The 24,650-nt window shown below is 73.2% G+C and carries 23 protein-coding genes and 1 pseudogene; 2 read left to right on the plus strand and 22 right to left on the minus strand.

All coding sequences use genetic code 11. From position 1 onward, the window contains the following. The first annotated feature begins 104 nt into the window (after window positions 1-104). Window positions 105-716, plus strand: coding sequence for a cob(I)yrinic acid a,c-diamide adenosyltransferase (locus tag E8D37_RS04450; protein WP_136568571.1), 612 nt, complete (start codon window positions 105-107; stop codon window positions 714-716). After that, entirely contained in the window at window positions 713-1,468 is a 756-nt protein-coding gene (locus tag E8D37_RS04455; protein ID WP_136568572.1) for a hypothetical protein, read from the plus strand. Before E8D37_RS04450 ends, E8D37_RS04455 begins: the two co-directional genes overlap by 4 nt. On the opposite strand, the gene E8D37_RS04460 is transcribed toward E8D37_RS04455, so the two are convergent. The 22 genes and pseudogenes from E8D37_RS04460 to rho all read right to left on the minus strand — a co-directional run bounded on the left by E8D37_RS04460 (window position 1,396) and on the right by rho (window position 24,608). Then, a complete protein-coding gene (locus E8D37_RS04460; protein WP_136568573.1) occupies window positions 1,396-5,313 on the minus strand; it encodes an MMPL family transporter in 3,918 nt (1,305 codons plus the stop codon). The genes E8D37_RS04455 and E8D37_RS04460 overlap by 73 nt on opposite strands. Then, window positions 5,310-6,065: a response regulator transcription factor gene (locus E8D37_RS04465; RefSeq protein WP_136568574.1), complete on the minus strand. Its 756-nt coding sequence runs from the start codon at window positions 6,063-6,065 to the stop codon at window positions 5,310-5,312. Before E8D37_RS04465 ends, E8D37_RS04460 begins: the two co-directional genes overlap by 4 nt. 68 nt (window positions 6,066-6,133) lie before the next feature. Next, window positions 6,134-7,339: an MFS transporter gene (locus E8D37_RS04470; RefSeq protein ID WP_240770186.1), complete on the minus strand. Its 1,206-nt coding sequence runs from the start codon at window positions 7,337-7,339 to the stop codon at window positions 6,134-6,136. 54 nt (window positions 7,340-7,393) lie between these two features. Continuing rightward, a complete protein-coding gene (locus E8D37_RS04475) occupies window positions 7,394-7,846 on the minus strand; it encodes a DUF2550 domain-containing protein (protein WP_136568575.1) in 453 nt (150 codons plus the stop codon). Between the two features lie 80 nt (window positions 7,847-7,926). Beyond that, entirely contained in the window at window positions 7,927-8,328 is a 402-nt protein-coding gene (locus E8D37_RS04480; RefSeq protein WP_136568576.1) for a F0F1 ATP synthase subunit epsilon, read from the minus strand. Beyond that, window positions 8,328-9,782, minus strand: a complete 1,455-nt coding sequence (atpD, locus tag E8D37_RS04485) for a F0F1 ATP synthase subunit beta (protein WP_136568577.1) — start codon at window positions 9,780-9,782, stop codon at window positions 8,328-8,330. The genes E8D37_RS04480 and atpD overlap by 1 nt, the downstream gene beginning before the upstream one ends. A 20-nt stretch (window positions 9,783-9,802) precedes the next feature. Beyond that, window positions 9,803-10,738 carry a F0F1 ATP synthase subunit gamma gene (locus E8D37_RS04490; RefSeq protein WP_136568578.1) on the minus strand — a complete coding sequence of 312 codons (936 nt, stop codon included), beginning with the start codon at window positions 10,736-10,738 and terminating at the stop codon, window positions 9,803-9,805. Window positions 10,739-10,805: 67 nt separating this feature from the next. Beyond that, window positions 10,806-12,347: pseudogene (atpA, locus tag E8D37_RS04495) on the minus strand (F0F1 ATP synthase subunit alpha); the annotation flags it as partial. 50 nt (window positions 12,348-12,397) lie between these two features. Next, window positions 12,398-13,216, minus strand: coding sequence for a F0F1 ATP synthase subunit delta (locus E8D37_RS04500; RefSeq protein ID WP_136568580.1), 819 nt, complete (start codon window positions 13,214-13,216; stop codon window positions 12,398-12,400). A 1-nt stretch (window position 13,217) separates the two neighbouring features. Further along, window positions 13,218-13,775 (minus strand): F0F1 ATP synthase subunit B, encoded by a 558-nt coding sequence (locus E8D37_RS04505; RefSeq protein WP_136568581.1) that lies wholly within the window; start codon window positions 13,773-13,775, stop codon window positions 13,218-13,220. Between the two features lie 47 nt (window positions 13,776-13,822). Continuing rightward, window positions 13,823-14,026: an ATP synthase F0 subunit C gene (atpE, locus tag E8D37_RS04510; RefSeq protein ID WP_276606464.1), complete on the minus strand. Its 204-nt coding sequence runs from the start codon at window positions 14,024-14,026 to the stop codon at window positions 13,823-13,825. 80 nt (window positions 14,027-14,106) lie between these two features. After that, entirely contained in the window at window positions 14,107-14,883 is a 777-nt protein-coding gene (gene atpB / locus E8D37_RS04515) for a F0F1 ATP synthase subunit A (RefSeq protein WP_136568583.1), read from the minus strand. 16 nt (window positions 14,884-14,899) lie between these two features. Then, complete coding sequence (locus tag E8D37_RS04520) at window positions 14,900-15,145, minus strand: AtpZ/AtpI family protein (RefSeq protein ID WP_240770187.1); 246 nt, start codon at window positions 15,143-15,145, stop codon at window positions 14,900-14,902. 120 nt (window positions 15,146-15,265) lie between these two features. After that, the gene (locus E8D37_RS04525) at window positions 15,266-15,799 is read right to left on the minus strand and encodes a hypothetical protein (RefSeq protein WP_136568585.1); all 534 of its coding nucleotides are present in this window, start codon (window positions 15,797-15,799) and stop codon (window positions 15,266-15,268) included. A 178-nt stretch (window positions 15,800-15,977) separates the two neighbouring features. Then, the gene (locus E8D37_RS04530) at window positions 15,978-17,135 is read right to left on the minus strand and encodes an MraY family glycosyltransferase (protein ID WP_136568586.1); all 1,158 of its coding nucleotides are present in this window, start codon (window positions 17,133-17,135) and stop codon (window positions 15,978-15,980) included. Window positions 17,136-17,138: 3 nt separating this feature from the next. Then, entirely contained in the window at window positions 17,139-17,810 is a 672-nt protein-coding gene (locus tag E8D37_RS04535; protein WP_136568587.1) for an L-threonylcarbamoyladenylate synthase, read from the minus strand. Next, window positions 17,807-18,655 (minus strand): peptide chain release factor N(5)-glutamine methyltransferase, encoded by an 849-nt coding sequence (gene prmC / locus E8D37_RS04540; RefSeq protein WP_168929616.1) that lies wholly within the window; start codon window positions 18,653-18,655, stop codon window positions 17,807-17,809. The genes E8D37_RS04535 and prmC overlap by 4 nt, the downstream gene beginning before the upstream one ends. Before the next feature lie 10 nt (window positions 18,656-18,665). Beyond that, on the minus strand, window positions 18,666-19,739 hold the full coding sequence (gene prfA / locus E8D37_RS04545; RefSeq protein ID WP_136568589.1) for a peptide chain release factor 1: 1,074 nt from the start codon (window positions 19,737-19,739) through the stop codon (window positions 18,666-18,668). Between the two features lie 111 nt (window positions 19,740-19,850). Then, complete coding sequence (gene rpmE, locus E8D37_RS04550; protein ID WP_136568590.1) at window positions 19,851-20,060, minus strand: 50S ribosomal protein L31; 210 nt, start codon at window positions 20,058-20,060, stop codon at window positions 19,851-19,853. Between the two features lie 156 nt (window positions 20,061-20,216). Continuing rightward, on the minus strand, window positions 20,217-22,004 hold the full coding sequence (locus tag E8D37_RS04555; protein WP_136568591.1) for a HAMP domain-containing sensor histidine kinase: 1,788 nt from the start codon (window positions 22,002-22,004) through the stop codon (window positions 20,217-20,219). A gap of 126 nt (window positions 22,005-22,130) precedes the next feature. Next, window positions 22,131-22,502 (minus strand): response regulator, encoded by a 372-nt coding sequence (locus E8D37_RS04560; RefSeq protein WP_136568592.1) that lies wholly within the window; start codon window positions 22,500-22,502, stop codon window positions 22,131-22,133. Between the two features lie 132 nt (window positions 22,503-22,634). After that, a complete protein-coding gene (gene rho / locus E8D37_RS04565) occupies window positions 22,635-24,608 on the minus strand; it encodes a transcription termination factor Rho (RefSeq protein WP_136568593.1) in 1,974 nt (657 codons plus the stop codon). Window positions 24,609-24,650: the final 42 nt, after the last annotated feature.

The following is a 24,650-nucleotide window of genomic DNA, read 5'->3' on the forward strand; positions in this document are numbered from 1 at the left end:
CGTCGGGAGGAATTTCTCGTGTGTCGCTGCGGACCACCTCGCTCACACCTGTCGTGGACCTGTGCCGTCCGGCCGGTCGCGCCCGCCCGACTACGCTTCGGGCCATGGTCAACCTCACCAGGATCTACACGCGCACGGGCGACGCCGGGCGCACCCGGCTCGGCGACATGAGCGAGACCACCAAGAACGACCCCCGGCTGCACGCCTACGCCGACGTGGACGAGACGAACGCGAGCATCGGCGTCGCGGTGGCCTGCGGTGGCCTCGACGAGGAGGTCGTCGCGGTCCTCACCCACGTCCAGAACGACCTCTTCGACGTGGGCGCCGACCTGTGCACGCCGGTGGTCCCGGACCCGGACTTCCCCCCGCTGCGGGTGGAGCAGGGCTACGTCGACCGGCTCGAGTCCTGGTGCGACGCCTACAACGCCGACCTCGTGCCGCTGCGCTCCTTCATCCTCTCCGGGGGCACCCCGGGCGCCGCGCACCTGCACGTCGCGCGCACGGTCGCCCGACGGGCCGAGCGCTCCGCGTGGGCGGCCGTGGACACCCACGGCGAGACGATGAACGTCCTGGCCGTCACCTACCTCAACCGGCTCTCCGACCTGCTCTTCATCCTCGCGCGGCACGCGAACCGGGCTCAGGGCGACGTCCTGTGGGTGCCCGGCGGGGAGCGCGGGGACGCGGGCAAGGGCGCGGGCGAGGACGCGGGCCGATGACCCCCGAGGAGTTCTGGTCCCACGTCGCCGGTCTCGGTGGCGTGGCGGACGACGCGAGCGTCGAGGCCCTGGTCGAGCGGCTCACCGCCGAGGAGGCCGAGGCGTTCGCGGAGCGGGTCGAGTCGCTGGTCGAGGAGCTGCTGCGGGCGTGCGACGTGCCGAGCAGCCACACCGGCGACACCGCCGAGTGGCTGGCGGCCGCGGTCGTCGCCGCGGGCCGGGAGACCTACGAGGCCACGCTCGCGGCGGGGGCCCCGCTGGACCCGGACCGCTGGGCCTGGGACGAGGCGGAGGCGCTGCTGGTGGTCGCCCCGGTCGAGGGTGAGGACGAGGCGTTCGACCTCGCCGGCGAGCCGGCTGTGACCTTCCAGTGGCTGCACCTGACCTCGCCCGAGGACGTGGAGACCGCCTACGACGAGAACGTGGCGGAGGTGACCGGCGCCCTCGGCATCGGACCGGACCCGGCGTTCGGGCCCGTGCCCGCGTCCGACCCCGCGTTCGACCGCGCGCTCGCGCGCCACCAGGAGTGGCCGGCCGGCTCCCCCCGCCTGCACCTGGCCGTGCTGGAGGGCTTCGAGGAGCCGACCCCGACCCTGTGGCCCAGCGTGGAGGAGCCCGAGCACGTCGTCCTCGTCGTGCCGCCGGCGATGCTGCTCGAGGCGATCAACCGCGTGGAGGTCTACGACTGGCTGCTCACCGGGCTCGAGGGCCTGGCCCGCGAGCTCTCGGGCGGCGCGGCCGCGGAGGCCTGAGCCGCCCCTCCCGGCAGCAGCCGGTCCAGCCACCGCGGCAGCCACCAGTTCGCCTCGCGCAGCAGGACCATGGTGGCCGGCACCAGCAGGAGCCGCACCACGGTCGCGTCGATCAGCACCGAGACCGCCAGGCCGACGGCCAGCATGGTGATCACCACGTCGCCGGTGAACGCGAACGCCGTGAACACGCTGACCATGATGAGCGCCGCGGCGGTGATGACCCGAGCGGTCGCGGCCAGACCCACGGCCACCGCCTCGGTGGTGGCACGCCCCGCGAGGTGCTCCTCGCGGACGCGGGAGAGCAGGAAGACCTCGTAGTCCATCGAGAGGCCGAAGACGATGGCGAACATCATCATCGGCACGAAGCTCTCCACCGGAACGGCCTCGTCGAGGCCCAGCAGCCCGGAGCCCCACTGCCACTGGAAGACGGCGACGACGACGCCGTAGGACGCCCCGATCGAGACCAGGTTCATCACCGCCGCCTTGAGCGCGATCACGGGGCTGCGGAACGTGAGCGTGAGCAGGACGAAGGCGGCCCCCACCACCAGCGCCACGATGAGCGGGAGGCGCGCGGTGAGCGTGTCGGCGAGCTCGACCTGGCCCACCGTCGAGCCGGTGAGGAGCATCCTCGCCCCCGTCGCGTCGGCGACCTGCTGCTCGGTGGAGTCCATGAGGCGGTGCACCGTGGCCGTCGTCGCCGCGTCCTGCGGCTCCGTCGTGGGCACCACCCGTGCCGTCGCCACCGCGCCGTCCTCGGTGACGGTGAAGGCGCTGACCGAGGCGACCCCCTCGGTGCCCGCGACCAGCCGACGAGCCGCCTCGAGGTCGTCGTCCACGTCCCCCGAGCCGCTGCCGGTCGTCGGGAGGTCGAGCACCACGCTGATCGAGGCGGGGGCACCCTCGCCGAAGCCCTCGACCAGCCGGTCGTAGGCGGTGCGGGTGGTCGTGCCGACGGGGTCGGCGCCGGCGTCCACGTGGCCCAGGCGGAGGGACGCCACGGGCAGCGCGAGCGTCCCCAGGAGCAGGACGGCGAGCACGACCACCGCCACCGGGTGCCGGGCGACCCCACGGGCGAAGCGCGCCCAGCGGCTGGCGGCGAGCGTGGCGCCGGCGGCCCCGGCGGCCTCAGCGGGGCCGACCGGCTCCTCGGCGACGGGGGTGCGCACGCGGACCCGGTCGAGGCGTCGTCCCAGCAGGACCGTCACCGCCGGCACCACCGTGAGCGCGGCGAGCGCCGCCGTGGCCAGCGTGACCACCGCGGCCAGCCCGAGCCGGCCCACGAACGAGATGCCGCTGGCGTAGAGGCCCAGGAGCGCGACGGCCACCGTCGCCGCGGCCACCACGACGGAGTGGCCGGAGCTGCGCAGCGCCGCACGGACCGCCGCGCGCGGCTCGGCCCCCTCCAGGAGCCGCTGCCGCGCCCGGGTCAGCAGGAACAGCCCGTAGTCGATGCCGCACCCCAGGCCGATCATGAGCGCCAGGGTGGGCGCGGAGGTGCCGAGGGTGACCTGGGAGGCCAGCAGCCCCAGCAGGGCCACGCCGGCCACCCCGCCCACGACGGCGGTGGCCACGGGCAGCACGGCGGCCAGCACGGAGCCGAACGTGAGCAGCAGGACGAGCAGCGCGACGGCGATCCCGATCCCCTCCGCCAGGTGCCCACCGGACCCGTCGTCGATCGCCTCGCCGAGCACGTCCGCCCAGGACACCTCCACCGCCGGCGCGTCCGACACCAGGTCGTCGGCGGCGGCCCGGAGCCCGTCCAGCGAGGCGTCGTCGAGGCTGCGGGGGTTCACCCGGGTCTGGAGCGTGAGCGTGGCGGTCGTCCCGTCCGCGCTCACCGAGCCGTCGGCCAGCGGCGCGCTGACCGCCGTCACCCCGTCCACGTCCGCGAGGTCGGCGGCGAACGCGTCGAGCGCACGCTCCTGCCCCGCCAGCCCCTGGTCGTCGTGGAGGACGACGGTCGAGCTGAACCCGCCGCCGCCGGTCCGGTGCTCGGCCAGCAGGGAGCTGGCCTCGACCGCCTGGCTGCCCGGGATGTCGATGTCGTCGGTGTAGGTGCCGCCCCAGGCGGTCAGGGCCGCCACCAGCAGGACGACGGCCACCGACCACGCGGCCAGCACGCCGCGCGGCCGGGTGACCGGCAGGTCGGCGAGCCGCGCCAGCGCACGCCCGCCGCGCGCGTGCTCGGGGGCTCGCTCCGGCGCTTGCTCGGTCCGGGGGGTCGACTGCTCGGTGCTCACGCTCCCCAGTCCACCTCCGTCTCCCCTGCCCGGCCCCGACGAGGAGCCGACGGCGGGCTGCCGGGTCCCTGACGATTCGCTGACGACGCCGTCGTCGCCGGGGAGGACGAGGCGGGCGACGAGGCCGGTCGGACGACCGGCGAGCAGCGCGAGGGAGCCGCCGTGCGCCCGCGCCGTGCCCGCGGCGATGGCCAGGCCCAGGCCCGACCCGCTGGAGCCGGCCGAGGCCGACGACGCGTGCTCCCGTCCGGGCGAGGCCCGCCAGAACCGCTCGGTCGCGACCGCGAGCTGGTCGGGGGCGAGGCCGGGGCCGTCGTCGCTGACCTCGAGGACGGCGCCGGCCGCGACCCGGACCCGGACCCGCGTCGCCGGCGACGACGCGGCGCCCAGGCCGTGCCTGATCGCGTTCACGACGAGGTTGTCGACCAGGCGGCGCAGGGCCGCCGCGTCGCCGCGGACCAGGACGGGAGGCTCCTCGGGGGCCGGGCCGGTGAGCCGGGGGGCGCCCCGCTCGTCGTCGCCGGCGAGCACCCCGAGGGCGGCGCAGGACTCCCGGGCGAGCGAGACCAGGTCGACAGGCTCCACCCGGGCCGGGGCGCCGGCGTCCATCCTGGCGAGCACCAGGAGCTCCTCGACGAGGTGGCGCAGCCGGGCCGACTCGAGGGCCACCGACGCGAGCGCCTCGTCCTTGGCCGCCGCGTCCGGCAGCGCCCCCGCCTCGAAGAGGTCGCCCCACGCGACCAGCGCCGCCACGGGCGTGCGCAGCTCGTGCGAGGCGTCGGCGACGAGCCGCCGGACCGTGGCCTCCGACCGCGCCCGGGCGGCCAGCGCCTGGTTGAGCGTGCTCGCCACCTCGTGCGTCTCCGTCCCGGGTCGCCCCACGGGCAGGGGCTGCTCCTCGCCCCGTCCCCCGGCCTCGGCCACCCCCCGGGCCGCGCGGGCGAGCACCCGCAACGGGCGCAGGCCGAGGACGACCACGCCGCTGCTCAGCAGCAGCCCGGCCAGCAGCACGAGGAGGCCCGCCAGGACCTCGACCACGGCGAGCGTGTGCAGGGCTGCGGCGTCGGCGGAGGTGGTCGTGCCGACCACGACCTGGGACACCTGCTCGACGCGGCCGTCCTCGTCGCGCACCTCCAGCGCGTCGTCGGCCAGGACGACGCGCAGCACCCGGGCCGCGGCGTCGCCCTCCCCCGTGGTCACCGGCTCCCCCGCCGGTGCCGCCAGGGCGGCGGCCACCGCGCTCTCGGCGGCCGCGGCCGGCTGCCCCGCCGGGGACCGGAGCACCACCTGCCCGTCGTCCTCGGTGACGGCGACGACCAGCGCGTCACCGGGCACCAGGGCGGCCACCCGGTCGGCCCCCACGACCACCTGCCGCCCCGGCTCGAGCGCGCCCAGCCGGTCGGCGGTCGCCTCCAGGGCCTCGTCGGTGCGGGCGGCCAGGTGCCGCTCGAGCGCCACCCACGCGGTCACGTCGACCGCGAGGAGTCCGACCAGGAGCACCGCGACCGTCCCCAGCACCAGTCGTGCGCGGACGCTGCCCAGCAGCCCCGCCGCCCACCCCAGCCGGGCGCGGGAGCGAGGCCGGGAGCGGGCGCGCCCCCTCACCGCGGCTCGCGCAGGACGTAGCCGAAGCCGCGGACGGTGTGCAGCAGGGGCACCCGACCGTCGTCCACCTTGCGCCGCAGCTGGCTGACGAACTTCTCCACCACGCCGCCGTCCCCGCCGAAGTCGTAGCCCCAGACCTGCTCCAGGATCTGCTGCTTGCTCAGGACGCGCCCGGCGTTGAGCGCCAGGAGGGCGAGCAGGCGGAACTCGGTGGGCGAGAGCTCGAGGTGGTCACCACCCCGGGTGACCTCGTGCGCGCCCTCGCTGAGCGAGAGGTCACCGACCACCAGCGCGTCCGGGTGTGCGCCACCCAGCGACACCGGCGCGCTGGGCAACGAGCGCCTGAGGACCGCGGCCACCCGCGCCACGAGCTCGGCGACCGAGAACGGCTTGGTGAGGTAGTCGTCGCCGCCGAGCGCGAACCCGGTGAGCCGGTCGTCCACGTCGTCGCGGGCGGTCAGGAAGACGACGGCCACGGACTGGTGGTGCGTGCGCAGGTGCGCGCACAGGTCGAGGCCGGACCCGTCGGGCAGCATCACGTCCAGCACGACGAGGTCGGGGACGGCGTCCTCGACGGCCGCCCTCGCCTCGGCCACTCCCCCGGCGCTGCGCACGCGGTGCCCGGCGAAGCCGAGGGTGCGGGCCAGGACCGTGCGCAGCGAGGGCTCGTCCTCGACCACGAGCACGTCGGCCGCCGGGACCGGCGGGGTGTCCCCGGCCGGGGAGGGTCGGGCGGGCGTCGGTCCGGGCACCGGCCCAGTTTGCCCGCCGGACCTGACGATTGGCTGACGGTGGGCGCCCGAGCGCCCCCACGCCCGGGTCAGGCGACGTCGTCGCGCTGCTCCCGCGCGGCGGAGACCGCCACGGCGGACGGCACGAGCAGGACCGCGAGCACGAGCAGCATGTGCAGCGTGCCCACGTGGTCGGCCAGCCACCCGAGCAGGGGCGGACCGGCGAGGAAGGCGCCGTAGCCGATCGTGGAGACGACCGACACCCGCGCGGCGGCGCGCACCGGGTCGTCCGCGGCCGCCGACATGCCCACCGGGAAGCCCAGGGCCGCGCCCAGGCCCCACAGCACGACACCGACCGCCACGAGGGCGAGGTGGCCGCCGAACACCGTCAGCAGGACGCCCACGAAGGCCAGGGCCGCGCTCACGAGGAGCACGACGACACGGCCGAACCGGTCGAGCAGCGTGGTGCCGACGAGACGGCCCGTCGTCATGGCGACGACGAAGATCGTGAAGCCCGCGACCCCGCCCCAGTGGGGCAGGTCGTAGCCGTCGATGAGCGCCAGCGAGAGCCAGTCGTTCGCGGTGCCCTCGGTCAGGGCGAAGGCCAGCACCATGACGCCGATCGCCAGGACCCGGGGCTCGCCCCACGCGGAGCGCGAGTCACGCGTGACCGGGGCGTGCTCGCCGGCCACCTCGGCGTCCAGGAACCGCCGGGTGACGACCTGGACCGCGACCAGGCAGACGGCCACGACGACGAGGACGTGCACCATCAGGGGCACGTGCAGGGCCAGCAGGACGATGGCCACGCCGCTCCCGGTGAACGAGCCGAGGCTCCAGCCGGCGTGGAACCGCGGCATGATCGTGTAGCGCAGCCGCCGCTCGACCTCGGCCGCCTCGACGTTCATCGACACGTCCCAGGTGCCGTGTCCCATGCCCAGGACGAAGAGCCCGATCCCCGTGAGGGGCACGGTGCCGAGGACGGCGCCCAGCGCCGCCACCACGAGGCCGGACGTGGCCAGGACGGCGCCGAGGCGGACCGTGGTGGCCGCCCCCAGCCGGCCCACGAGCCACCCGGTCGCCGGCAGGGCGAGGATCGAGCCCGTCGAGGTGGCCAGCAGGAGGAGCCCCAGGTCTCCGTTGGTCAGGCCCAGGCTCTCCCGGACGTCGGGCAGGCGGGACACGAAGGTCGCGAAGACGATGCCGTTGAGGGCGAAGGCGAGGGCGACGCAGTTCCGCGTGCGCAGCAGCCCGGGGGGCTGCGACGCCGGACGCGAGGGGGGAGCTGAGACGGTCACAGGACCACTGTGACACCTCGAAGGTTTACCGGTCCACCCGAGACCGCGAAACTGTCAGCGGCGGACGGGACCCGGCATCTCCGCGCCGGGGGGCCGAGCCTCCAGCCAGGCCTGGAAGCCGGTCAGGGTGGCCGAGCCCATCGCCAGCTCCACGGCACCCCGCGGGCCCGTGCAGGTGACGACCACGTGGCCCGGGTACAGGGCCAGCTGCTCGTCGGCGTCGGGCGAGCGACGGCCGTGGTACTCGAGCTCGACCCGGTCCCACGTGCGCTTCGGCCGCGGGGACAGGGAGAACACCCGGAACCACTGCAGGTGCTCGTCCTCGTAGCGCCCGACGCCGAGGGCCCAGCCGCGACCGGGCTGCGTGGCGTCCAGACGGTGCGCCATCTCGAAGGTGCCGCCGGAGCGGCCGATCACGCGCCGCCGCACGACAAGGGCGAGCACCGTGAGGAGAAGGACGGCGAGGAGCACCCCGACCACGTCGAGCAGCCACTCCCAGATCGCCATCCGCACCTCCTCCGCGCCGCGCTGCGCTCGCTGGATGATCCTAGCGGGCGCCGCGCGACGCGGACGGAGGGGGCGGGGCCTCAGCCCCTGGATGCCTCGTAGGCACGGAGACGAGCCTCGGCGCGGCGGATCCGCTCCTCGCGCTCGTCACCGGTGGGGAGGTGCTCAGCGGCCTCGAGCTCCGCGTGCACCTCGTCGATCTTGATCTCCTCGGCGAGCAGGGCCCGCTGGGTGAGGATCGAGACCCGGTCGTCCGCGACGGACACGAAGCCGCCGTCGACCACCGCGTGGACGATGCCGTCCGGCGAGGTGATCTCGACGGCCGCGTCCGTGAGGAGCGACAGCAGCGGCGCGTGGCCGCGCAGGATGCCGACGTCGCCCTCGACGGTACGAGCGAGCACCATGGAGGCCTCCCCCGACCACACGACGCGGTCGGCCGCGACCATCTCGACCTGGAGACCGGTCCCCACGTCGACCGCCATCAGAGCGACTTCTGGATCTCGGCCCACTTCTGCTCGACGTCGTCCAGACCGCCGCACATGAAGAAGGCCTGCTCGGCCACGTGGTCGTACTCGCCGTCAGCGATCTTGTTGAACGCCTCGATGGTGTCCTTGACCGGGACGGTCGAGCCCTCGATGCCCGTGAACTGCTTCGCCACGTAGGTGTTCTGCGACAGGAAGCGCTGGATACGACGGGCGCGGGAGACGATGATCTTGTCCTCCTCGGACAGCTCGTCGACACCCAGGATCGCGATGATGTCCTGCAGCTCCTTGTTGCGCTGGAGGATCTGCTTCACGCGGATCGCGCAGTCGTAGTGCTCACGACCGATGTACTGCGGGTCGAGGATGCGCGACGTCGACGTCAGCGGGTCCACGGCCGGGTAGATGCCGAGCGACGCGATCTCACGGGAGAGCTCGGTCGTGGCGTCCAGGTGGGCGAACGTGGTCGCCGGGGCCGGGTCGGTGTAGTCGTCCGCCGGCACGTAGATCGCCTGCATCGAGGTGATCGAGTGACCGCGGGTCGAGGTGATGCGCTCCTGCAGGACGCCCATCTCGTCGGCCAGGTTCGGCTGGTAGCCCACGGCGGACGGCATGCGGCCGAGCAGCGTGGAGACCTCGGAACCGGCCTGGGTGAACCGGAAGATGTTGTCGATGAAGAGCAGCACGTCCTGGTTCTGGACGTCACGGAAGTACTCCGCCATCGTCAGCGCGGAGAGCGCGACGCGCAGGCGCGTGCCCGGCGGCTCGTCCATCTGGCCGAAGACGAGCGCGGTCTGACCGAGGACGCCCGCCTCCTCCATCTCGACCATGAGGTCGTTGCCCTCACGGGTGCGCTCGCCGACACCGGCGAACACCGACACACCACCGTGGTCGCGGGCCACACGGGCGATCATCTCCTGGATGAGCACCGTCTTGCCCACGCCGGCGCCGCCGAACAGGCCGATCTTGCCGCCCTGGACGTACGGGGTCAGCAGGTCGATGACCTTGATGCCGGTCTCGAACATCTGGGTCTTGGACTCGAGCTGGTCGAAGGCCGGGGCCTTGCGGTGGATGCCCCAGCGCTCGTTGACCTCGAAGGTCTCGCCCTCGGGCAGGTTCAGCACGTCACCGGTGGCGTTGAAGACCTTGCCGAGGGTGGCGTCGCCGACGGGCACCATGATCGGGTTGCCGGTGTCGGTCACCTGGCCGCCGCGGACGAGGCCGTCGGTCGGCTTCAGCGAGATGGCGCGGACCATGCCGTCACCGATGTGCTGGGCCACCTCGAGGGGCAGCGTCGCGGTCTCGCCGCCCAGGGTCACCTGGACCTCGAGCTTGTTGTAGATGTCCGGCATCGCGTCGACGGGGAACTCCACGTCGACGACCGGACCGATCACACGGGCGATCCGACCGACGCTCGCGCCGCCCGCCTGGCTGGTCTCTTCAAGAGTTGCAGTCATGTCTCTCACTCACTCCGTGGTCAGTCGGACCCAGCGTTCGCGTCGGCGAGGGCGTTGACGCCACCGACGATCTCGCTGATCTCCTGGGTAATGCCGGCCTGGCGGGCCTGGTTGGCGATGCGGGTGTACTTCTTGATGAGCTCCTCCGCGTTGTCGGTCGCGGACTTCATCGCCTTCTGACGGGCGGCCAGCTCGGAAGCGGCGGCCTGCAGGAGGCAGTAGAAGATCCGGCTCACGACGTACTGCGGCAGCAGCGCGTCGAGGACCTCCTCCGGGGAGGGCTCGAACTCGTACAGCGGCAGCAGGTCCGTCGACCCGGGCTCGGCGCCCTCGGCCAGCTCCAGCGGGAGCAGCCGGATGGCGTTGGGCTCCTGGGTCAGCATGGACACGAAGCGCGTGAAGACCACGTGCACCTCGTCCACGCCGGCCACCGTGCTGCCCTCGGCGGGCTCGGCGCCGCCGGCGCCGTTGAGGAACGCCTCGATCAGCGTCGCGCCGATCTCCGCGGCCACGTCGTAGGACGGGCTGTCGGAGAAGCCGGTCCACGCCTGGGCGACCGCACGACCGCGGAAGCGGTAGTACGCCTCGCCCTTGCGGCCGGCCAGGTAGAGGTCGACCTCCTTGCCCTCGCCCTTGAGCTTCTCGACGAGGCGCTCGGCCTCCTTGATCACGCTCGAGGAGTAGGCACCGGCGAGGCCACGGTCGCTGGTCACGACCAGGACGGCCGCGCGCTGCGGGCTCTCCGGCTCGGTGGTCAGCACGTGGTCGACGTTCGAGTACGTCGCCACGGCCGACACCGCGCGGGTCAGCTCACGGGCGTAGGGAGCGGCCGCCTGGGCCCGCTGCTGCGCCTTGATGATGCGCGAGGCAGCGATGAGCTCCATGGCACGGGTGATCTTCTTCATCGACTGGGTCGACTTGATGCGCGCTCGGTACTCACGCAGCGAGACCGCCATGTGCACTCACCTCCTTGCTCGTCTTCGTCGGGTCGGTCACGGGTCAGCCCCGCTCCGCGCCGGCGTCGTCCGAGCTCTCGAACTGCGTGAGGAACGAGTCGTAGGCGGCGCTCAGGCCCTCCTCGACCTCGAACTTCAGGCTCTCGCGGATCGAGGACAGGATGCCGTCGTGCGAGAGGCGCAGGTAGTCGAGGAACTCCTGCTCGAAGCGGATGACGTCCACGGTGGGGATGCGGTCCAGGCGACCGGTGGTGCCCAGCCACAGCGAGACCGTCATCTCCTCGACCGGGTACGGCGAGTAGGCCGGCTGCTTGAGCAGGGCCATGAGGCGCTGACCGCGGTCCAGCTGCTGGCGCGACGCGGCGTCCAGGTCGCTCGCGAACATCGCGAACGCCTCCATGGCGCGGTACTGGGCCAGGTCGACCTTGAGCGAGCCGGTGACGGCCTTCATCGCCTTGGTCATCGCGGCGCCACCCACGCGGGAGACGGACACACCGACGTCGATGGCCGGACGCTGGTTCGCGGCGAACAGGTCCGACTGCAGGAAGATCTGGCCGTCGGTGATCGAGATGACGTTGGTCGGGATGAACGCCGAGACGTCGTTGGCCTTGGTCTCGATGATCGGCAGACCCGTCATCGAGCCGGCGCCCAGGTCGTCGGACAGCTTCGCGCAGCGCTCGAGGAGACGGCTGTGCAGGTAGAAGACGTCACCCGGGTAGGCCTCGCGGCCCGGCGGACGACGCAGCAGCAGCGACACGGCGCGGTAGGCCTCGGCCTGCTTGGTCAGGTCGTCGAACACGATGAGGACGTGCTTGCCGTCGTACATCCAGTGCTGGCCGATGGCCGAGCCGGTGTACGGCGCGAGGTACTTGAAGCCGGCGGAGTCGGACGCCGGGGCGGCGACGATGGTGGTGTACTCCAGCGCGCCGGCCTCCTCGAGGGCGCCACGCACGGAGGCGATGGTCGAGCCCTTCTGGCCGATGGCGACGTAGATGCAGCGGACCTGCTTCGTCGGGTCGCCGGTCTCCCAGTTCTGCTTCTGGTTGATGATCGTGTCGATGGCGATCGTCGTCTTGCCGGTCGCACGGTCACCGATGATGAGCTGGCGCTGGCCACGGCCGATCGGCGTCATGGCGTCGATGGCCTTGATGCCGGTGGCGAGGGGCTCGTGCACCGACTTGCGCTGCACGACGGTGGGAGCCTGGAGCTCGAGGGCGCGGCGGCCGACCGACTCGATCTCGCCGAGGCCGTCGATCGGGTTGCCCAGCGGGTCCACGACACGGCCCATGAAGCCGTCGCCGACCGGGACCGAGAGGATCTCGCCGGTCCGGCGGACCGTCTGGCCCTCCTCGATCTTGTCGAAGTCACCCAGGACGACGACACCGATCTCGCGGGTGTCGAGGTTCAGGGCGATGCCCAGCGTGCCGTCCTCGAACTCGAGGAGCTCGTTGGCCATCGCGGACGGGAGGCCCGAGACGCGCGCGATGCCGTCGGCGGCCTGGGCGACCGTGCCGACCTCCTCGCGGCTGGCGGCCTCGGGGTGGTACTCGGCCACGTACTTCTGCAGCGCGTCGCGGATCTCGTCCGGACGGATCGAGAGCTCCGTCATCGTCGTTCCTTCTCTCTGTGTCGTGCGGGAGTCAGGGTGGTGGGGGCCGGTCAGCCGGCGAGCGAGCGGCGAGCGTCCTCGAGGCGGCCGGAGACCGTCCCGTCGATGACGTCGTCACCGATCTCGACGCGCATGCCGCCCAGGAGGGCGGGGTCGACGACCAGGTTGAGGTGGACCGGCCGCCCGTACTGACGGGTCAGGGCCTGGGCGAGACGCTCGCTGTCGGCAGCGGACAGGGGCTGCGCCACGCGAACCGTGGCGACGTCCTGGCCGTGCACGGCGGCGGCGACCTTCTGGTACTCGTTCAGGGCGACACCGACGGTGCGGTAGGTGCCGGCGAGCGCCTGGGCGGCCAGCGCCCGGGTGGCAGGCAGCGCCTTGCCCTCCAGGAGCGAGTCGACCAGCCGGCTCTTGTCCGCGACCGAACGAGCCGGGTCGGACAGGGCGTCCCGCAGGGCGGGGTTCTCCTTCACCACCTGGGAGAAGGAGAAGAGCTCGTCCGCGAGACGACCGGCGTCGGAGCGGGCGGAGTGCACCCGCGCCACCACCGAGAGGTGCTCGAGGGCGTCGGCCAGGTCCCGGGTACCGGTCCAGCGACGGCTCACGGCGGAGCGGGACAGCGCGAGGCTGGTCTCGTCCACCTTGCCGCCGAGCACCTCCGCGACGAGGCCCGAGCGGGCCTCGACGGGGACGGACACGTCGGTGGCGAACCGGCGCAGGGCGGCCTCCCCGCGCAGCGTCTGGGCGACGCCGAACAGGTTCTCCGCCACGGTCGCAGCCGCCTCCGGCGAGCTGGAGAGCGCGCTCTCCAGCTCACCGAGGAGGACGGCGACGGCGTCGGCGGACGCGCCGCGGAAGTCCGAGGTCATCTCAGTTGACCCCCGGGGTCCCGGTCTCGAGGTCGGCGAGGAAGCGCTCGACGACGCGGCTCTGGCGAGCCTCGTCCTCCAGGCTCTCGCCCACGATGCGGCCGGCGAGGCCGGTCGCGAGCGCGCCGACCTCGGCACGCAGCGAGGTGACGGCCTGCTGGCGCTCCGCCTCGATCTGCGTCTTGCCGTTCTCGACGATGCGCGTGGCCTCGGTCTGGGCCTGCTCCCGCATCTCCGCGATGATCGCGGCACCCTGCTCGCGAGCCTCCTCGCGGATGCGAGCAGCCTCGTGCCGGGCGTCGGCCAGCTGGGCCTCGAGCTCGGCGAGGCGGGCGTCGGCCTCGGCCTGCTTCGACTCGGCGGCGGCGATGCCGCCCTCGATCGCCGCGGTGCGCTCGGCGTAGGCCTGCTCGAAGGCAGGAACGACGAACTTCCTCACGGCGAAGAAGAGGATGCCGAAGACGATCAGGGAGAGAACGATCTCCACCGTGTGCGGGACGAGGGGATTCAGCGTCTCCTCCTCGGCCTGAACGACGAGTGCCGTCGTCAACGTGTGCATGGCAGGTCCTTCCGGGCTGCTACGTCAGTGGGTGGGCCGGGGCCCGGTCAGAGGACGAAGGCGAGCGCGATGCCGATGATGGCGAGCGCCTCGGCGAGCGCGAAGCCCAGGATGGCGATCGACTGCAGGCGGCCCTGGGCCTCCGGCTGACGGGCGACGCCGGCGATGTAGGCGGCGAAGATCAGACCGATACCGACACCGGGGCCGATGGCAGCCAGGCCGTAACCGATCATGTTGAGGTTGCCGTCCACGGCGATTTCCTTTCGGTTGGAACTACAGGAAGTACTGCGGGTGGTGCTGCGTCAGGCCCGGGGGCCTGCGGGGGTGGAGCTCAGTGCTCGTCCGCCAGGGCGCCCTGGATGTACATGGCGTTGAGGAGGACGAAGACGTAGGCCTGGAGGAACTGGACCAGCAGCTCCAGGAAGGCGATGGCGATGAACATGACCCACGAGAGGATGCCGACGGCGGCGTAGGCCCCGCCCATCTCGACGATCAGGTACTCGCCACCCAGCGCGAACAGGATCAGCAGGAGGTGGCCCGCCAGCATGTTCGCGAAGAGTCGCAGGGCCAGCGTGACCGGCCGCACGAGGATGTTGGAGAGGAACTCCAGCGGGATCAGCAGCGCGAGGATCGGGCCCTTGACGCCGGACGGCACGGACTGGAGCTTGAGGTAGCCCAGGAAGCCGTGCTTCTTGATGCCGACCGCGTTGTAGATGACCCAGCTCATCGCGGCGAGGCCGTAGACCATGCCGGCGCGGCTGAAGGTGGGGAACTCGAAGAACGGGATCGTCGCGAAGACGTTGTTCACGAGGATGAAGAAGAAGAGCGCGAACAGGTACGGCGTGAACTTCATGAAGTCGTGCGCGCCGATGATGTCGCGGCTCATCGAGTTCCGGACGAAGTTGTAGCCCTGCTCGCCGGCGAACTGGAGGCGGCCGGGGACGACCGCACGCTTGCGCGCCGCGAGGTAGAAGACGGCGAACACGATGATCGCGGCCAGCACCAGCTGGACCATCGGCTTCGTGACGCCGAGGGCGATCGCCGGCAGCTCGAAGTCCTGCGGACCCGGCGGGACGAACTCCTCGGCGAGGATGATCAGGCTGCTCAACGTGACTCCTGTGTGATCACTGCGTCTGGTCGTCGGTGGGGTGCGGGCTGCTCGCCTGCGCGTCCCCGGTGGTGCTCTGCTCCGGGGCGGTGCTCCCCGGGTCCTGCTGCGTGGGCGTCTCCTCCGGTAGTCGGAAGCGAGCCCAGGTCTGGTAGGTGCCCAGCGCTGCGCCGGCGATCACTCCCACCGCCACCAGCCAGCGGGTGCCCAGCCAGTGGTCGAGCCCCCAGCCGATGCCGCCGTAGAGCAGCACGCCGGCCACGAGGTACCCGAACGCCGACCACGGGTCCCCACCCGAGCCGCTCCCCCCAGGGGAGTCGGGTCGTCGCGCAGGGGTGCGTTCCGGAGCCATTGCGCCACGGACGATAGCAGGCTGTGGCGTTCATCGCGCAGCCGCCTCCGACTCCGTGGGACTCCCGCCGGAACCGGCGGGGCCACCCGGGGTCGCGGACCCCGGGGCACTTTCCGGACCGGAGAGGTCGAACGTGGGGATGCGCTGCCGCGTCGCGGCCACGAGGTGGGCCAGCGACCACGTCAGGACGACCGCGACCAGCGTCCCCGCCAGCCAGCGCCGGGCGCCGGGATCCGCCGCCAGGGCGGTGTCACCGAGAGCGGAGAGGACGGCCACCAGCAGCACCAGCTGCAGCGAGTAGGTCAGCAGCGCGACGATGAGCGAGGCCGCGGGCAGGACCCGCGAGACGGCGGCGACGGCACCGGCCCCGAGGGCCAGGACGCCCACGCCCACCAGGCCGCCCACGACGGCGCCGGGCACGGCACCGTCAGCGGCACCAGGGACCACGGCCGCGAGCAGCGTGGCCGCTCCGGTCGTCACCAGGCCGGCCGCGGGCGCGAGCACGAGCGGGTGCGGTCGACGGCCGCCGGAGCGGGGACCACGCGGGTCGGGACGACGACTCAACGGCCCCACTCCTCCCCCGGGTCAGGCCCCGTGCCGGCGGCCCGCCGAGAGCGGCGGAGCTGGCGCGAGGTCTGTGCTGCGATGGTCACGACACGGTAGCCGCAACGCTCGTGAAAGTTATCACAAGCGCTCAGGGTCCCCTCAGTCGCGCCCCCGTTCCCCCTGATCCCGCACCCCGTCACTCCGGGTCGCCGGCACCTGCCTGGGCGGCCGCGAGACGGTTCGGTCCGAGCTTGGGCAGCAGGAAGGTCAGGCCGATGGTGACCAGCACCCCCAGGCCCAGGGCCCCCACCACGAGGGGCCCGGAGTAGAGGCTGGCCACGACCGTCCCGAAGGCCACCAACGCGGCCCACAGCCACATGATGAAGACGGCACGGCGCTGGGAGTGCCCGATCTCCAGCAGCCGGTGGTGGAGGTGCTGCTTGTCGGGCGCGAACGGGGAGCGTCCGGCCCACGTGCGCCGCACGACGGCCAGCACCAGGTCGAGCAGGGGCACCAGCAGGATCGAGATGGGCAGGACGATCGGCAGCAGCGTGGGCGCGAGGCTGGCGGGCGAGCCGGAGCCGTCGACGCTCAGCTCAGCGGCCGAGAACTGCCCGCTGAGCGTCACGGCGCTCGCGGAGAGCACGAGGCCGATCAGCATCGAGCCGGAGTCCCCCATGAACAGCCGCGCGGGGTTGAAGTTGTGCGGCAGGAAGCCCAGGCAGACCCCCGCGAGCGCGATGCTGAGCAGCGCCGCGGTGGAGGCGCGCGAGGTGTTGTTGATGCTCGTGAGCTGGTAGCAGAACACGAAGAACGCGAGCGCCCCGATGCCGACCACTCCCGTGGCCAGTCCGTCGAGCCCGTCCACGAAGTTCACGGCGTTGATGGTGGCGACCACCAGGAAGCCCGTGAGCAGAGCGCCCTGGCGGACGTCGAGGGAGAACACCGTGCCGTCGAGCAGGGTCACGAACCAGAACTGCACGCCGAAGCCGATGAGCACGCCCACGGCCAGGAGCTGCCCGCCGAGCTTCGTGAGCGCGTCCAGCTCGAAGATGTCGTCCAATACGCCGAGGAGGCAGACCAGCGCGCCGGCCACGAGCACCACCCCGGCGTCGTGCCACACGAACGAGGGCGACTGCTGCGAGAGGAACGGCAGCTGCCGGGCCACGAGGTAGGCGGCGACGAGGCCCCCCAGCATGGCCAGGCCACCCATGTAGGGCGTCGGCTCGTCGTGGACGTCCCGGTCGCGCACGCGGGCCACGGCACCGGTGCGCAGCGCGATCTCCCGCGCGATCACCGTGAGCAGGTAGGTGACGGACGCGGCGACCAGCAGGACGAGGAGGTACTCGCGCACCGGCTAGCTCTCGGTGTCGTGGGTCAGCGTCGCGCCCAGCGGCTCCAGCACCGCGTTGAGCTGCTCGAGGCTGAGGGCACCGAGCCGCAGGATGCGGCCGTTCTCCCCCGTCGCGTCGACGATGGTCGAGGCCTCGCCGCCCGGCGACGTCCCGTCGTCGACGATCACGTCCACGGCGTCACCGAGCATCTCCTCGGCGGCGTCCGCGTCGAGCGCGGCGGGGCGACCGGAGAGGTTGGCCGAGGAGACCGCGAGCGGGCCGGTGCGCTCGAGCACCTCGCGCATGAGCTCGTGGTCGGGCATGCGCACCGCCACCGTGCCCCGGGTCTCCCCCAGGTCCCAGCGCAGGGAGGTCTGCTGGTGGCACACGATGGTGAGCGGACCGGGCCAGAACTCCTCCACGAGCGCACGCGCGTACTCGGGCACGCGGGTGGCGAGGGCGTCGAGGGTCGTGCGGGCGGAGACGAGGACGGGCGGCGGCATGTCCCGGCCGCGGCCCTTGGCCGCGAGCAGGTCGGCGACGGCGTCCGCGTCGAAGGCGTCCGCGGCGATCCCGTAGACCGTGTCCGTGGGCAGGACGGCGAGGCCGCCGCGCTGCAGGGCCCGGCTCGCAGCCGCGATGGCGCTCTCGCGCTCCTCCTCGGTACCGGTGGCAAAGCGCTCCATGGTGCTCATCGTGCCAGCCGTGCGGTGCAGTAGCGCGGTCGCCCGGCCAGGTCCGTGTGGTCCCTCACGTCGGCCCACCCCCCGACGGCCAGCAGGACGTCGGGCGCAGCGGCCCCCTGGACGTCCGCGTGCTCGAAGCCGAGCACCCCGCCGGGGCGCAGCAGGACCTGCGCGCGGCGGGCCAGGACGCGCACCGCGTCGAGGCCGTCCTGGCCGCTGAAGAGCGCCAGGTGCGGGTCGTGGTCGCGGGCCTCGACGGCCACCGACTCCCAGGCCTCCAGCGGCACGTACGGCGGGTTGCAGACCACCACGTCGACGGTGCCGGCCAGGTCGTCGAACGCCTCCGCCAGGTCACCCTCGCGCAGGTCCACGCCCGTGCCGGAGAGGTTGCGGGCGGCCCACGCCAGCGCGTCGGGCGAGAGCTCGACGGCGTGCACGCGGGCACCGGGCACCTCGTGGGCGATGCTGGCGGCGATGGCCCCCGACCCGGTGCACAGGTCGACGACGACCGGCTCGGCCACGCCGCCGGCCTGGGCGGCGAGGGCCGCCTCAACCGCCCAGCCGGCGAGCAGCTCGGTCTCCGGCCGCGGGACGAAGACGCCGGGGCCCACGGCCAGCTCGACGTGCCGGAACGCCGCCGTGCCGGTGAGGTGCTGCAGCGGCTCGCGGGCGGAGCGCCGCGCCACGAGCGCGGCGAACGCGACCTCCTGGTCGGCGTCCGGGCCCTCGACGAGCGGCAGCCGCGAGCGCGGGACGTCGAGCACGTGGGCGAGCAGGACGGCCGCGTCGTGCCCGGGGCTGGCGACGCCCGCCTCGGCGAGCCGACCGCTCGCCGCGGCCAGCGCCTCGCGCACGGAGGCCACCTCAGGCCTCCAGCGCGGCGAGCCGGGCCGCCATGTCCGTCTCCGCGCAGGAGTCCAGGACCGGACCGAGGTCGCCGTCGAGCACCTGGTCGAGGTTGTAGGCCTTGTAGCCGGTGCGGTGGTCGGAGATGCGGTTCTCCGGGTAGTTGTAGGTCCGGATGCGCTCCGAGCGGTCGACCGTCCGCACCTGGCTGCGCCGGGCCTCGCCGGCGGCGGCGTCCGCCTCCTCCTGGGCTGCCGCCAGCAGGCGCGAGCGCAGGATGCGGAGCGCCTGCTCCTTGTTCTGCAGCTGCGACTTCTCGTTCTGGCAGGAGACCACGATCCCCGAGGGCAGGTGGGTGATGCGCACCGCGGAGTCGGTGGTGTTGACGCTCTGCCCACCGGGGCCGGAGGAGCGGAAGACGTCGATGCGCAGGTCGTTCTCGTCCACCGTCACGTCGACCTGCTCGGCCTCGGCCAGCACGAGGACGCCCGCGGCGCTCGTGTGGACCCGGCCCTGGGACTCGGTGACCGGCACCCGCTGCACGCGGTGCACGCCGCCCTCGAAGCGCAGCCGCGCGAACGGCGCCTGGCCCGGCTCGGGGTTGCCCCGGGCCTTCACGGCCACGGTGACGGACTTGTAGCCGCCCAGGTCGGAGTCCGCGGAGTCGATCACCTCGACGGCCCACCCCGCGCGCTCGGCGAACCGCGAGTACATCCGCAGCAGGTCGCCGGCGAACAGGGCGGACTCCTCACCGCCCTCGCCGGACTTGATCTCGAGGATGGCGTCCTTGTCCTCGCCCGGGTCGCGGGGCACGAGGAGCCGGCGCAGCCGCTCCTCGCTCTCGGCGCGCGCGACCTCGAGGCGGTCGGCCTCCTCCGCGAACGTCGGGTCCTCCCCCGCCAGCTCGCGCGCCGCCTCGACGTCGTCGCCGAGGCCCTGCCAGGTGCGCCAGGCGGTGATGATCGACGACAGCTCGGCGTAGCGCCGGTTCAGCTGCTTGGCCAGGCGGGCGTCGGCGTGCGTCTCCGGCAGCGCCAGCCGCCCCTCGAGCTCGCTGTGCTCCTCGAGCATGTGCTCCACGGCCTCGAACACGCCGCCTCGTCCCCTCACCCGGCCCGACGCCGGTCTCGTCCGTCCTTCGAACACACCACGAGCGCCGGCCCCGTCCGCGGTGGGACGGTGACCGGCGCTCGGTGGAGGGAGCTACTTCTTCTTGCCGTAGCGGGCCTCGAAGCGGGCGACGCGACCGCCGGTGTCGAGGATCTTCTGCTTGCCCGTGTAGAACGGGTGGCACTGGGAGCACACGTCCGAGCGGATCTGGCCGCTGGTCACGGTGCTGCGGGTGGTGAACGTCGAGCCGCAGGTGCAGATGACCTCGGTCTCCACGTACTCCGGGTGGATGTCCTTCTTCATGGGAGTGTTCCCTTCTCGGCGGTGCGCCCCGGGTCGTCGCGCTCGCTCAGGACGGAGCGGGGGACGTGAACCGGGACCGGAGCAGCCATTGTGACCGACGGGGTGCCGACGGCGAAAATTCCCGTCGGCGCCGGCCGGGAGGTTGCCGGCGCGGGCTCAGGTCCGCGGGTGGGCGGGGTCGTCGGCCGGGACCAGGCTGGACGCGTGCAGCAGCCCGCCCGGACCGAGGTCCAGCGTCCCGGGCAGCACCGGCTCGACGTCCGGCTCGCCCTCGGCGTCCTCGACCTCGTGAGAGACGTCCTGGATCTCGGCGGCCTCGATCTCCGTGGCCTCGGCGGCCTCGATCCCGGCGGTCTCGATCTCGGCCTCGGCGGTCTCCTCGCTCGGCGGCGCCTCGTCGACCGCGGCGGGCTGGGCGGAGTCCGGCAGCACGGCGCCGGGCAGCAGCGGGACGCGCAGCACGACCGTCGTCCCCTCGCCCTCGACGCTCGAGAGACGCAGGTCGCCGTCGTGGCGGTCGATGATCGTCTGGACGATGCGCAGGCCGAGGCCCGTGCCGGCGATCTCGTTCTCGACCGCGTTGCGGGCACGGAAGAACCGGGTGCCCAGGCGCTCGATCTCGTCCTCGGGGATGCCGATGCCCCGGTCGACCACGGTCACGGCAGCCCACCCGTCGTCCACGACCGCGGCGACCGCGACCTCGACGGAGGACGCGGGGTGGGAGAACTTCACGGCGTTGGTGACGAGGTTGAGCAGGGCCCGGCCCAGCAGCGCGCGGTCGGCCAGGACGGGGACGGGGTGCCCCGGCTCGTCCAGGCTGATCCGGATGTCGCGTCCCGCGGCCGTGATCCGGACGTCGGTGACGGCGTCGCGCACCAGGGCGGCCAGGTCGCTGGGCTCACGCTCGGAGCGGACCGTCTCGGCCTTGGAGAGCGTGAGCAGGTCGTCGATGAGCTGCTTGAGGCGGTTGACGTTGCGGTGGGTGGCGTCCAGCATCCGCTCGTGCCGCGGCGCCATGCGCCCCTCGAACTCCTCCTCCACCATCTCGAGGTACCCCGAGATGGTGGTGAGCGGCGTGCGCAGCTCGTGGGAGACGTTGGAGACGAAGTCGTCGCGGGCCGAGTCGAGCGTGTGCAGCGAGGACTGGATCTTCGACTCCACGGCCCGGGCCCGGGTCTGCGCCTCGGCCAGCTCGTTCACCGCGCGGGCGATGCTGCGGACCTCGCGCGGGCCCGCGAGCCTGGCGCGCACGGTGGGCTCGGTCGCCATCGTCTGCAGGGTCGACTCGAGCTCCAGCAGCGGCGCGGAGAGGCGCGTGAGGAGCGAGCGACGAGCGGCCACGACCACCACGACCGCGAGCACGGCGACGAGCAGGACGCCGCCGACGGCCAGCCGCAGGCGCCACGTGGCGGCCGCCTCGGCCTCCTGGAGGCTCGTGCCCAGCGCGCTGGTGGCGGCCTCGTGGCTGCGCTCGAAGGCGGCCAGCAGCTCCTGGCCGCGGGCGAACCGGGCCGGGCGGTAGGTGCCGGGCCCGCCGTCGGCGGCCAGCCGCGGCCGGGCGTACTGCGTGAGCCAGGCGGACGCCGCCTCCTGCTGCGCCTGCACGAGGACCGCCAGGTCGGGGTCGTCCGCGACGAGCGCCCGGACCTCGCGCAGGTGCCCGCCGAGGCTGGTCTCGAGCTGCTCGAACTCGGTGCGCGCCGACTCACGGCCCGTGGTCAGCCACGCGCTCACCGCGCCGTCCATCGCGCGCACGTCCGCGAGGACCGCGTCGTTCGCCGCGACCCCCGGCTGGAACCGGCCGCTCAGGTCGTCGAGGTCGCGGGCCGAGAGGACGACCGTCGTCACGCCGATGACGACCAGGACGACGACGAGCGCCAGCATCCGGTTGAGGGCAGGGTTGACCGTGCCCGCGACCGTGCGGTTGCCGTTCGTCTGCTCCACCGTGGTCTCCCCCGATGCGTCGGTCCCCACGAGCCCCGTCCCGGCGCGTGTCCGACGAGGGTACCTGCAGGTCGGCCCGCAGGTCGTCGCTCGACGAGACCGGTCAGGCGTGCGGCGGTGCGGAGGTCAGCGCGAGCGCTCGAGCAGCGCCTCGACGCGGGCGGCGAGCTCGCGCGGGCTGAAGGGCTTGGTGATGTAGTCGTCGGCGCCCGAGTCGAAGCCGCTCTCCACGTCGGACTCCTGGGCCCGGGCGGTGAGCAGGATGACCGGGAGGTCGGCGAGGTCGGGGTCGGCCCGCATCTGGCGGATCGCCTCGAGGCCCGAGGTCACGGGCATCATCACGTCGAGGACGGCGAGGTCCGGCCGGTCTGCCTTCGCGGCCGCCACGGCCTGTGCGCCGTCCGAGACCGTCGTGATCTCGTGCCCCAGCGTCGAGAGCTTGAACTCGACGAGCTCTCGGATGTCCACGTCGTCGTCCGCGACCAGGATGCGTGCCACGGGGTCAGACTGCCACAGCCGTGCGCCGTCGACAGGCGACCCACCCGGAACGACGGCGGCCGACCGCCGACACGGAGGTGTCGGACGGTCGGCCGGACCGGAGTGGCGGGGTCGGCGAGCGGTCGGGACCGGTCAGCCGAGCGGGTCCTTGCCCCCGAGGTCGGCGTTCGACGCGGTGGCCCGCAGCCGCTCGACCAGCCGCTGCCCGCCCTCGACGAGGTCGCGGGCGGCGAGGGCGTCCTTGAGCGCCAGGGACGCCGCGTGCTCGGTGGCACCGACGAGCTGCTCGGCCCGCCGGGTGCCCGAGGCGGGCAGCTCGACCGCCGGGAAGACCCGCTTCTCGGCGAGCTCGCGCCGCAGCCGGATCTCGGCGTTCGCGGTGCCCTCCAGCTCCTCGAGGATGACCTCGTCGGTGGCCGAGCCGGTGTCGGCCAGCGCCGTCGCCAGGATGGTCAGCGAACCGCCGTCCTCGATGTTGCGAGCGGCACCGAAGAACCGCTTGGTCGGGTGCAGGGCCGAGGAGTCGACCCCGCCCGCGAGCAGGCGCCCGCCTCCGGTGGCGGAGAGGTTGTACGCCCGCGCCAGCCGCGTGAGCCCGTCCACCAGCAGGACGACGTCCATGCCGAGCTCGACGAGCCGCTTGGCCCGCTCGACGGCGAGCTCCGCGACCACCGTGTGGTCGACCGGCTGTCGGTCGAACGTGGAGGCGATGACCTCGCCCCGCACGGTGCGGGTGAAGTCGGTGACCTCCTCGGGCCGCTCGTCCACGAGCAGGACCATCACGTGGGTGTCGGGGTCGTTGCGGGTGACCGCCTCGGCGACGGCCTGGAGCACCATCGTCTTGCCCGCCTGCGGCGGCGAGACCAGGAGCGCGCGCTGGCCCTTGCCGAGCGGCGCGGCGAGGTCGAGGACGCGGCCGACCAGCTCGTCCGGCCCGGTCTCCAGCGTGAGCCGCTCCGTCGGGAACAGCGGCACGAGGTCGGCGAAGTCGGGCCGCGTGCGGGCCTCCTCCGGGTCCAGGCCGTTGACCGTGTCGATCCGCACCAGCGGGTTGAACTTCTCCTTGCGCTCCCCGTCGCGCGGGTGGCGCACCTGACCGGTGATGGCGTCACCGCGGCGCAGGTGGTGCTTGCGGACCATCGACAGCGAGACGTACACGTCGTCGGGGCCGGGCAGGTAGCCGCTCGTGCGCACGAACGCGTAGTTCTCCAGGACGTCGAGGATGCCGGCGGCCGGCACCAGGACGTCGTCCTCGAGGATCGTCGTGTCGATCTCGCCGCGGGTGCGGCCACGCTCGCGCTCGCGGGCGCGGCGACGACGGTTGCGGCGCCCGCCGAGCTCGTCGTCCTCGTCGTCGTAGGGGTCGAGCGCGCCCTGCTGGCCCCCCGGCTGGGTCCCCTGCTGGTTGCCCTGCTGGTTGCCCTGCTGGTTCCCGGGCTGATTGGCCTGCTGGTTGCCCTTGCCCTGGTTGTTCTGCTGGCCGCCCTGCTGACCCTTGCCCTGCTGGTTGCCCTGCTGGTTGCCCTGCTGGTTGCCCTGCTGGTTGCCCTGCTTGGACTGGTTGGCCTGGCGCGCCTGCTTGTCCTGCTGGCCGCCCTGCTTGCCCTGCTGGTTCGCGGGCTGCTGCTTGCCGGACTGGTCCCCGCCCTGCGAGGCCTGCTTGGGCTGGTTGTCCTGCTTGTCCTGCCCGGCCTGGTCGGGCTGCTCGACCTGCTTGTCGCCCCCGCGGGAGCGGCGCGAGCGCCGGCTGGGGCGCTCCGGTGCGTCCTCACCCGCAGCCTGCTCGCCGGCGGCCGCCGGGGCGGCGGACTCGGCCGCGGGCTCCTGGGCCGGCTTCTCGGCCGGCTCCTGGGCGGGCTTCTGGGCGGGCTTCTGGGCGGGCTTCTGGGCAGGCTTGCTCGCCCGGGCGGAGGACGCCTTGTCGGCAGCCGCTCCGTCCTGGAGCGACTTGATGGCCTCCACGAGGGCGGGCTTGCGCATCTGCTCGGCGCCGGCGATGCCCAGCGCGCCGGCCATGGCCTTGAGGTCGGCCACCAGCATGCCGTTCAGGCTGGTCGGCTTCTTCCGCGCCTTGACCTCGGCAGCGGTCTCGGGGCTCTCGGTCACTAACGGTCCTTTCCCACGACGGGGGTGCCGCCGGACGACGCC

This window comes from Nocardioides sp. GY 10127 (genome assembly GCF_004919085.1).
Classification (GTDB): domain Bacteria; phylum Actinomycetota; class Actinomycetes; order Propionibacteriales; family Nocardioidaceae; genus Nocardioides.

Coding starts and splice junctions, on each gene's coding strand:
- E8D37_RS04450 (WP_136568571.1), top strand. CDS start 105: ATGGTCAACCTCACCAGGATCTACACGCGCACGGGCGACGCCGGGCGC.
- E8D37_RS04455 (WP_136568572.1), top strand. CDS start 713: ATGACCCCCGAGGAGTTCTGGTCCCACGTCGCCGGTCTCGGTGGCGTG.
- E8D37_RS04475 (WP_136568575.1), bottom strand. CDS start 7,846: ATGGCGATCTGGGAGTGGCTGCTCGACGTGGTCGGGGTGCTCCTCGCC.
- E8D37_RS04480 (WP_136568576.1), bottom strand. CDS start 8,328: ATGGCGGTCGACGTGGGGACCGGTCTCCAGGTCGAGATGGTCGCGGCC.
- atpD (WP_136568577.1), bottom strand. CDS start 9,782: ATGACTGCAACTCTTGAAGAGACCAGCCAGGCGGGCGGCGCGAGCGTC.
- E8D37_RS04490 (WP_136568578.1), bottom strand. CDS start 10,738: ATGGCGGTCTCGCTGCGTGAGTACCGAGCGCGCATCAAGTCGACCCAG.
- E8D37_RS04500 (WP_136568580.1), bottom strand. CDS start 13,216: ATGACCTCGGACTTCCGCGGCGCGTCCGCCGACGCCGTCGCCGTCCTC.
- E8D37_RS04505 (WP_136568581.1), bottom strand. CDS start 13,775: ATGCACACGTTGACGACGGCACTCGTCGTTCAGGCCGAGGAGGAGACG.
- E8D37_RS04535 (WP_136568587.1), bottom strand. CDS start 17,810: ATGAGCACCATGGAGCGCTTTGCCACCGGTACCGAGGAGGAGCGCGAG.
- rpmE (WP_136568590.1), bottom strand. CDS start 20,060: ATGAAGAAGGACATCCACCCGGAGTACGTGGAGACCGAGGTCATCTGC.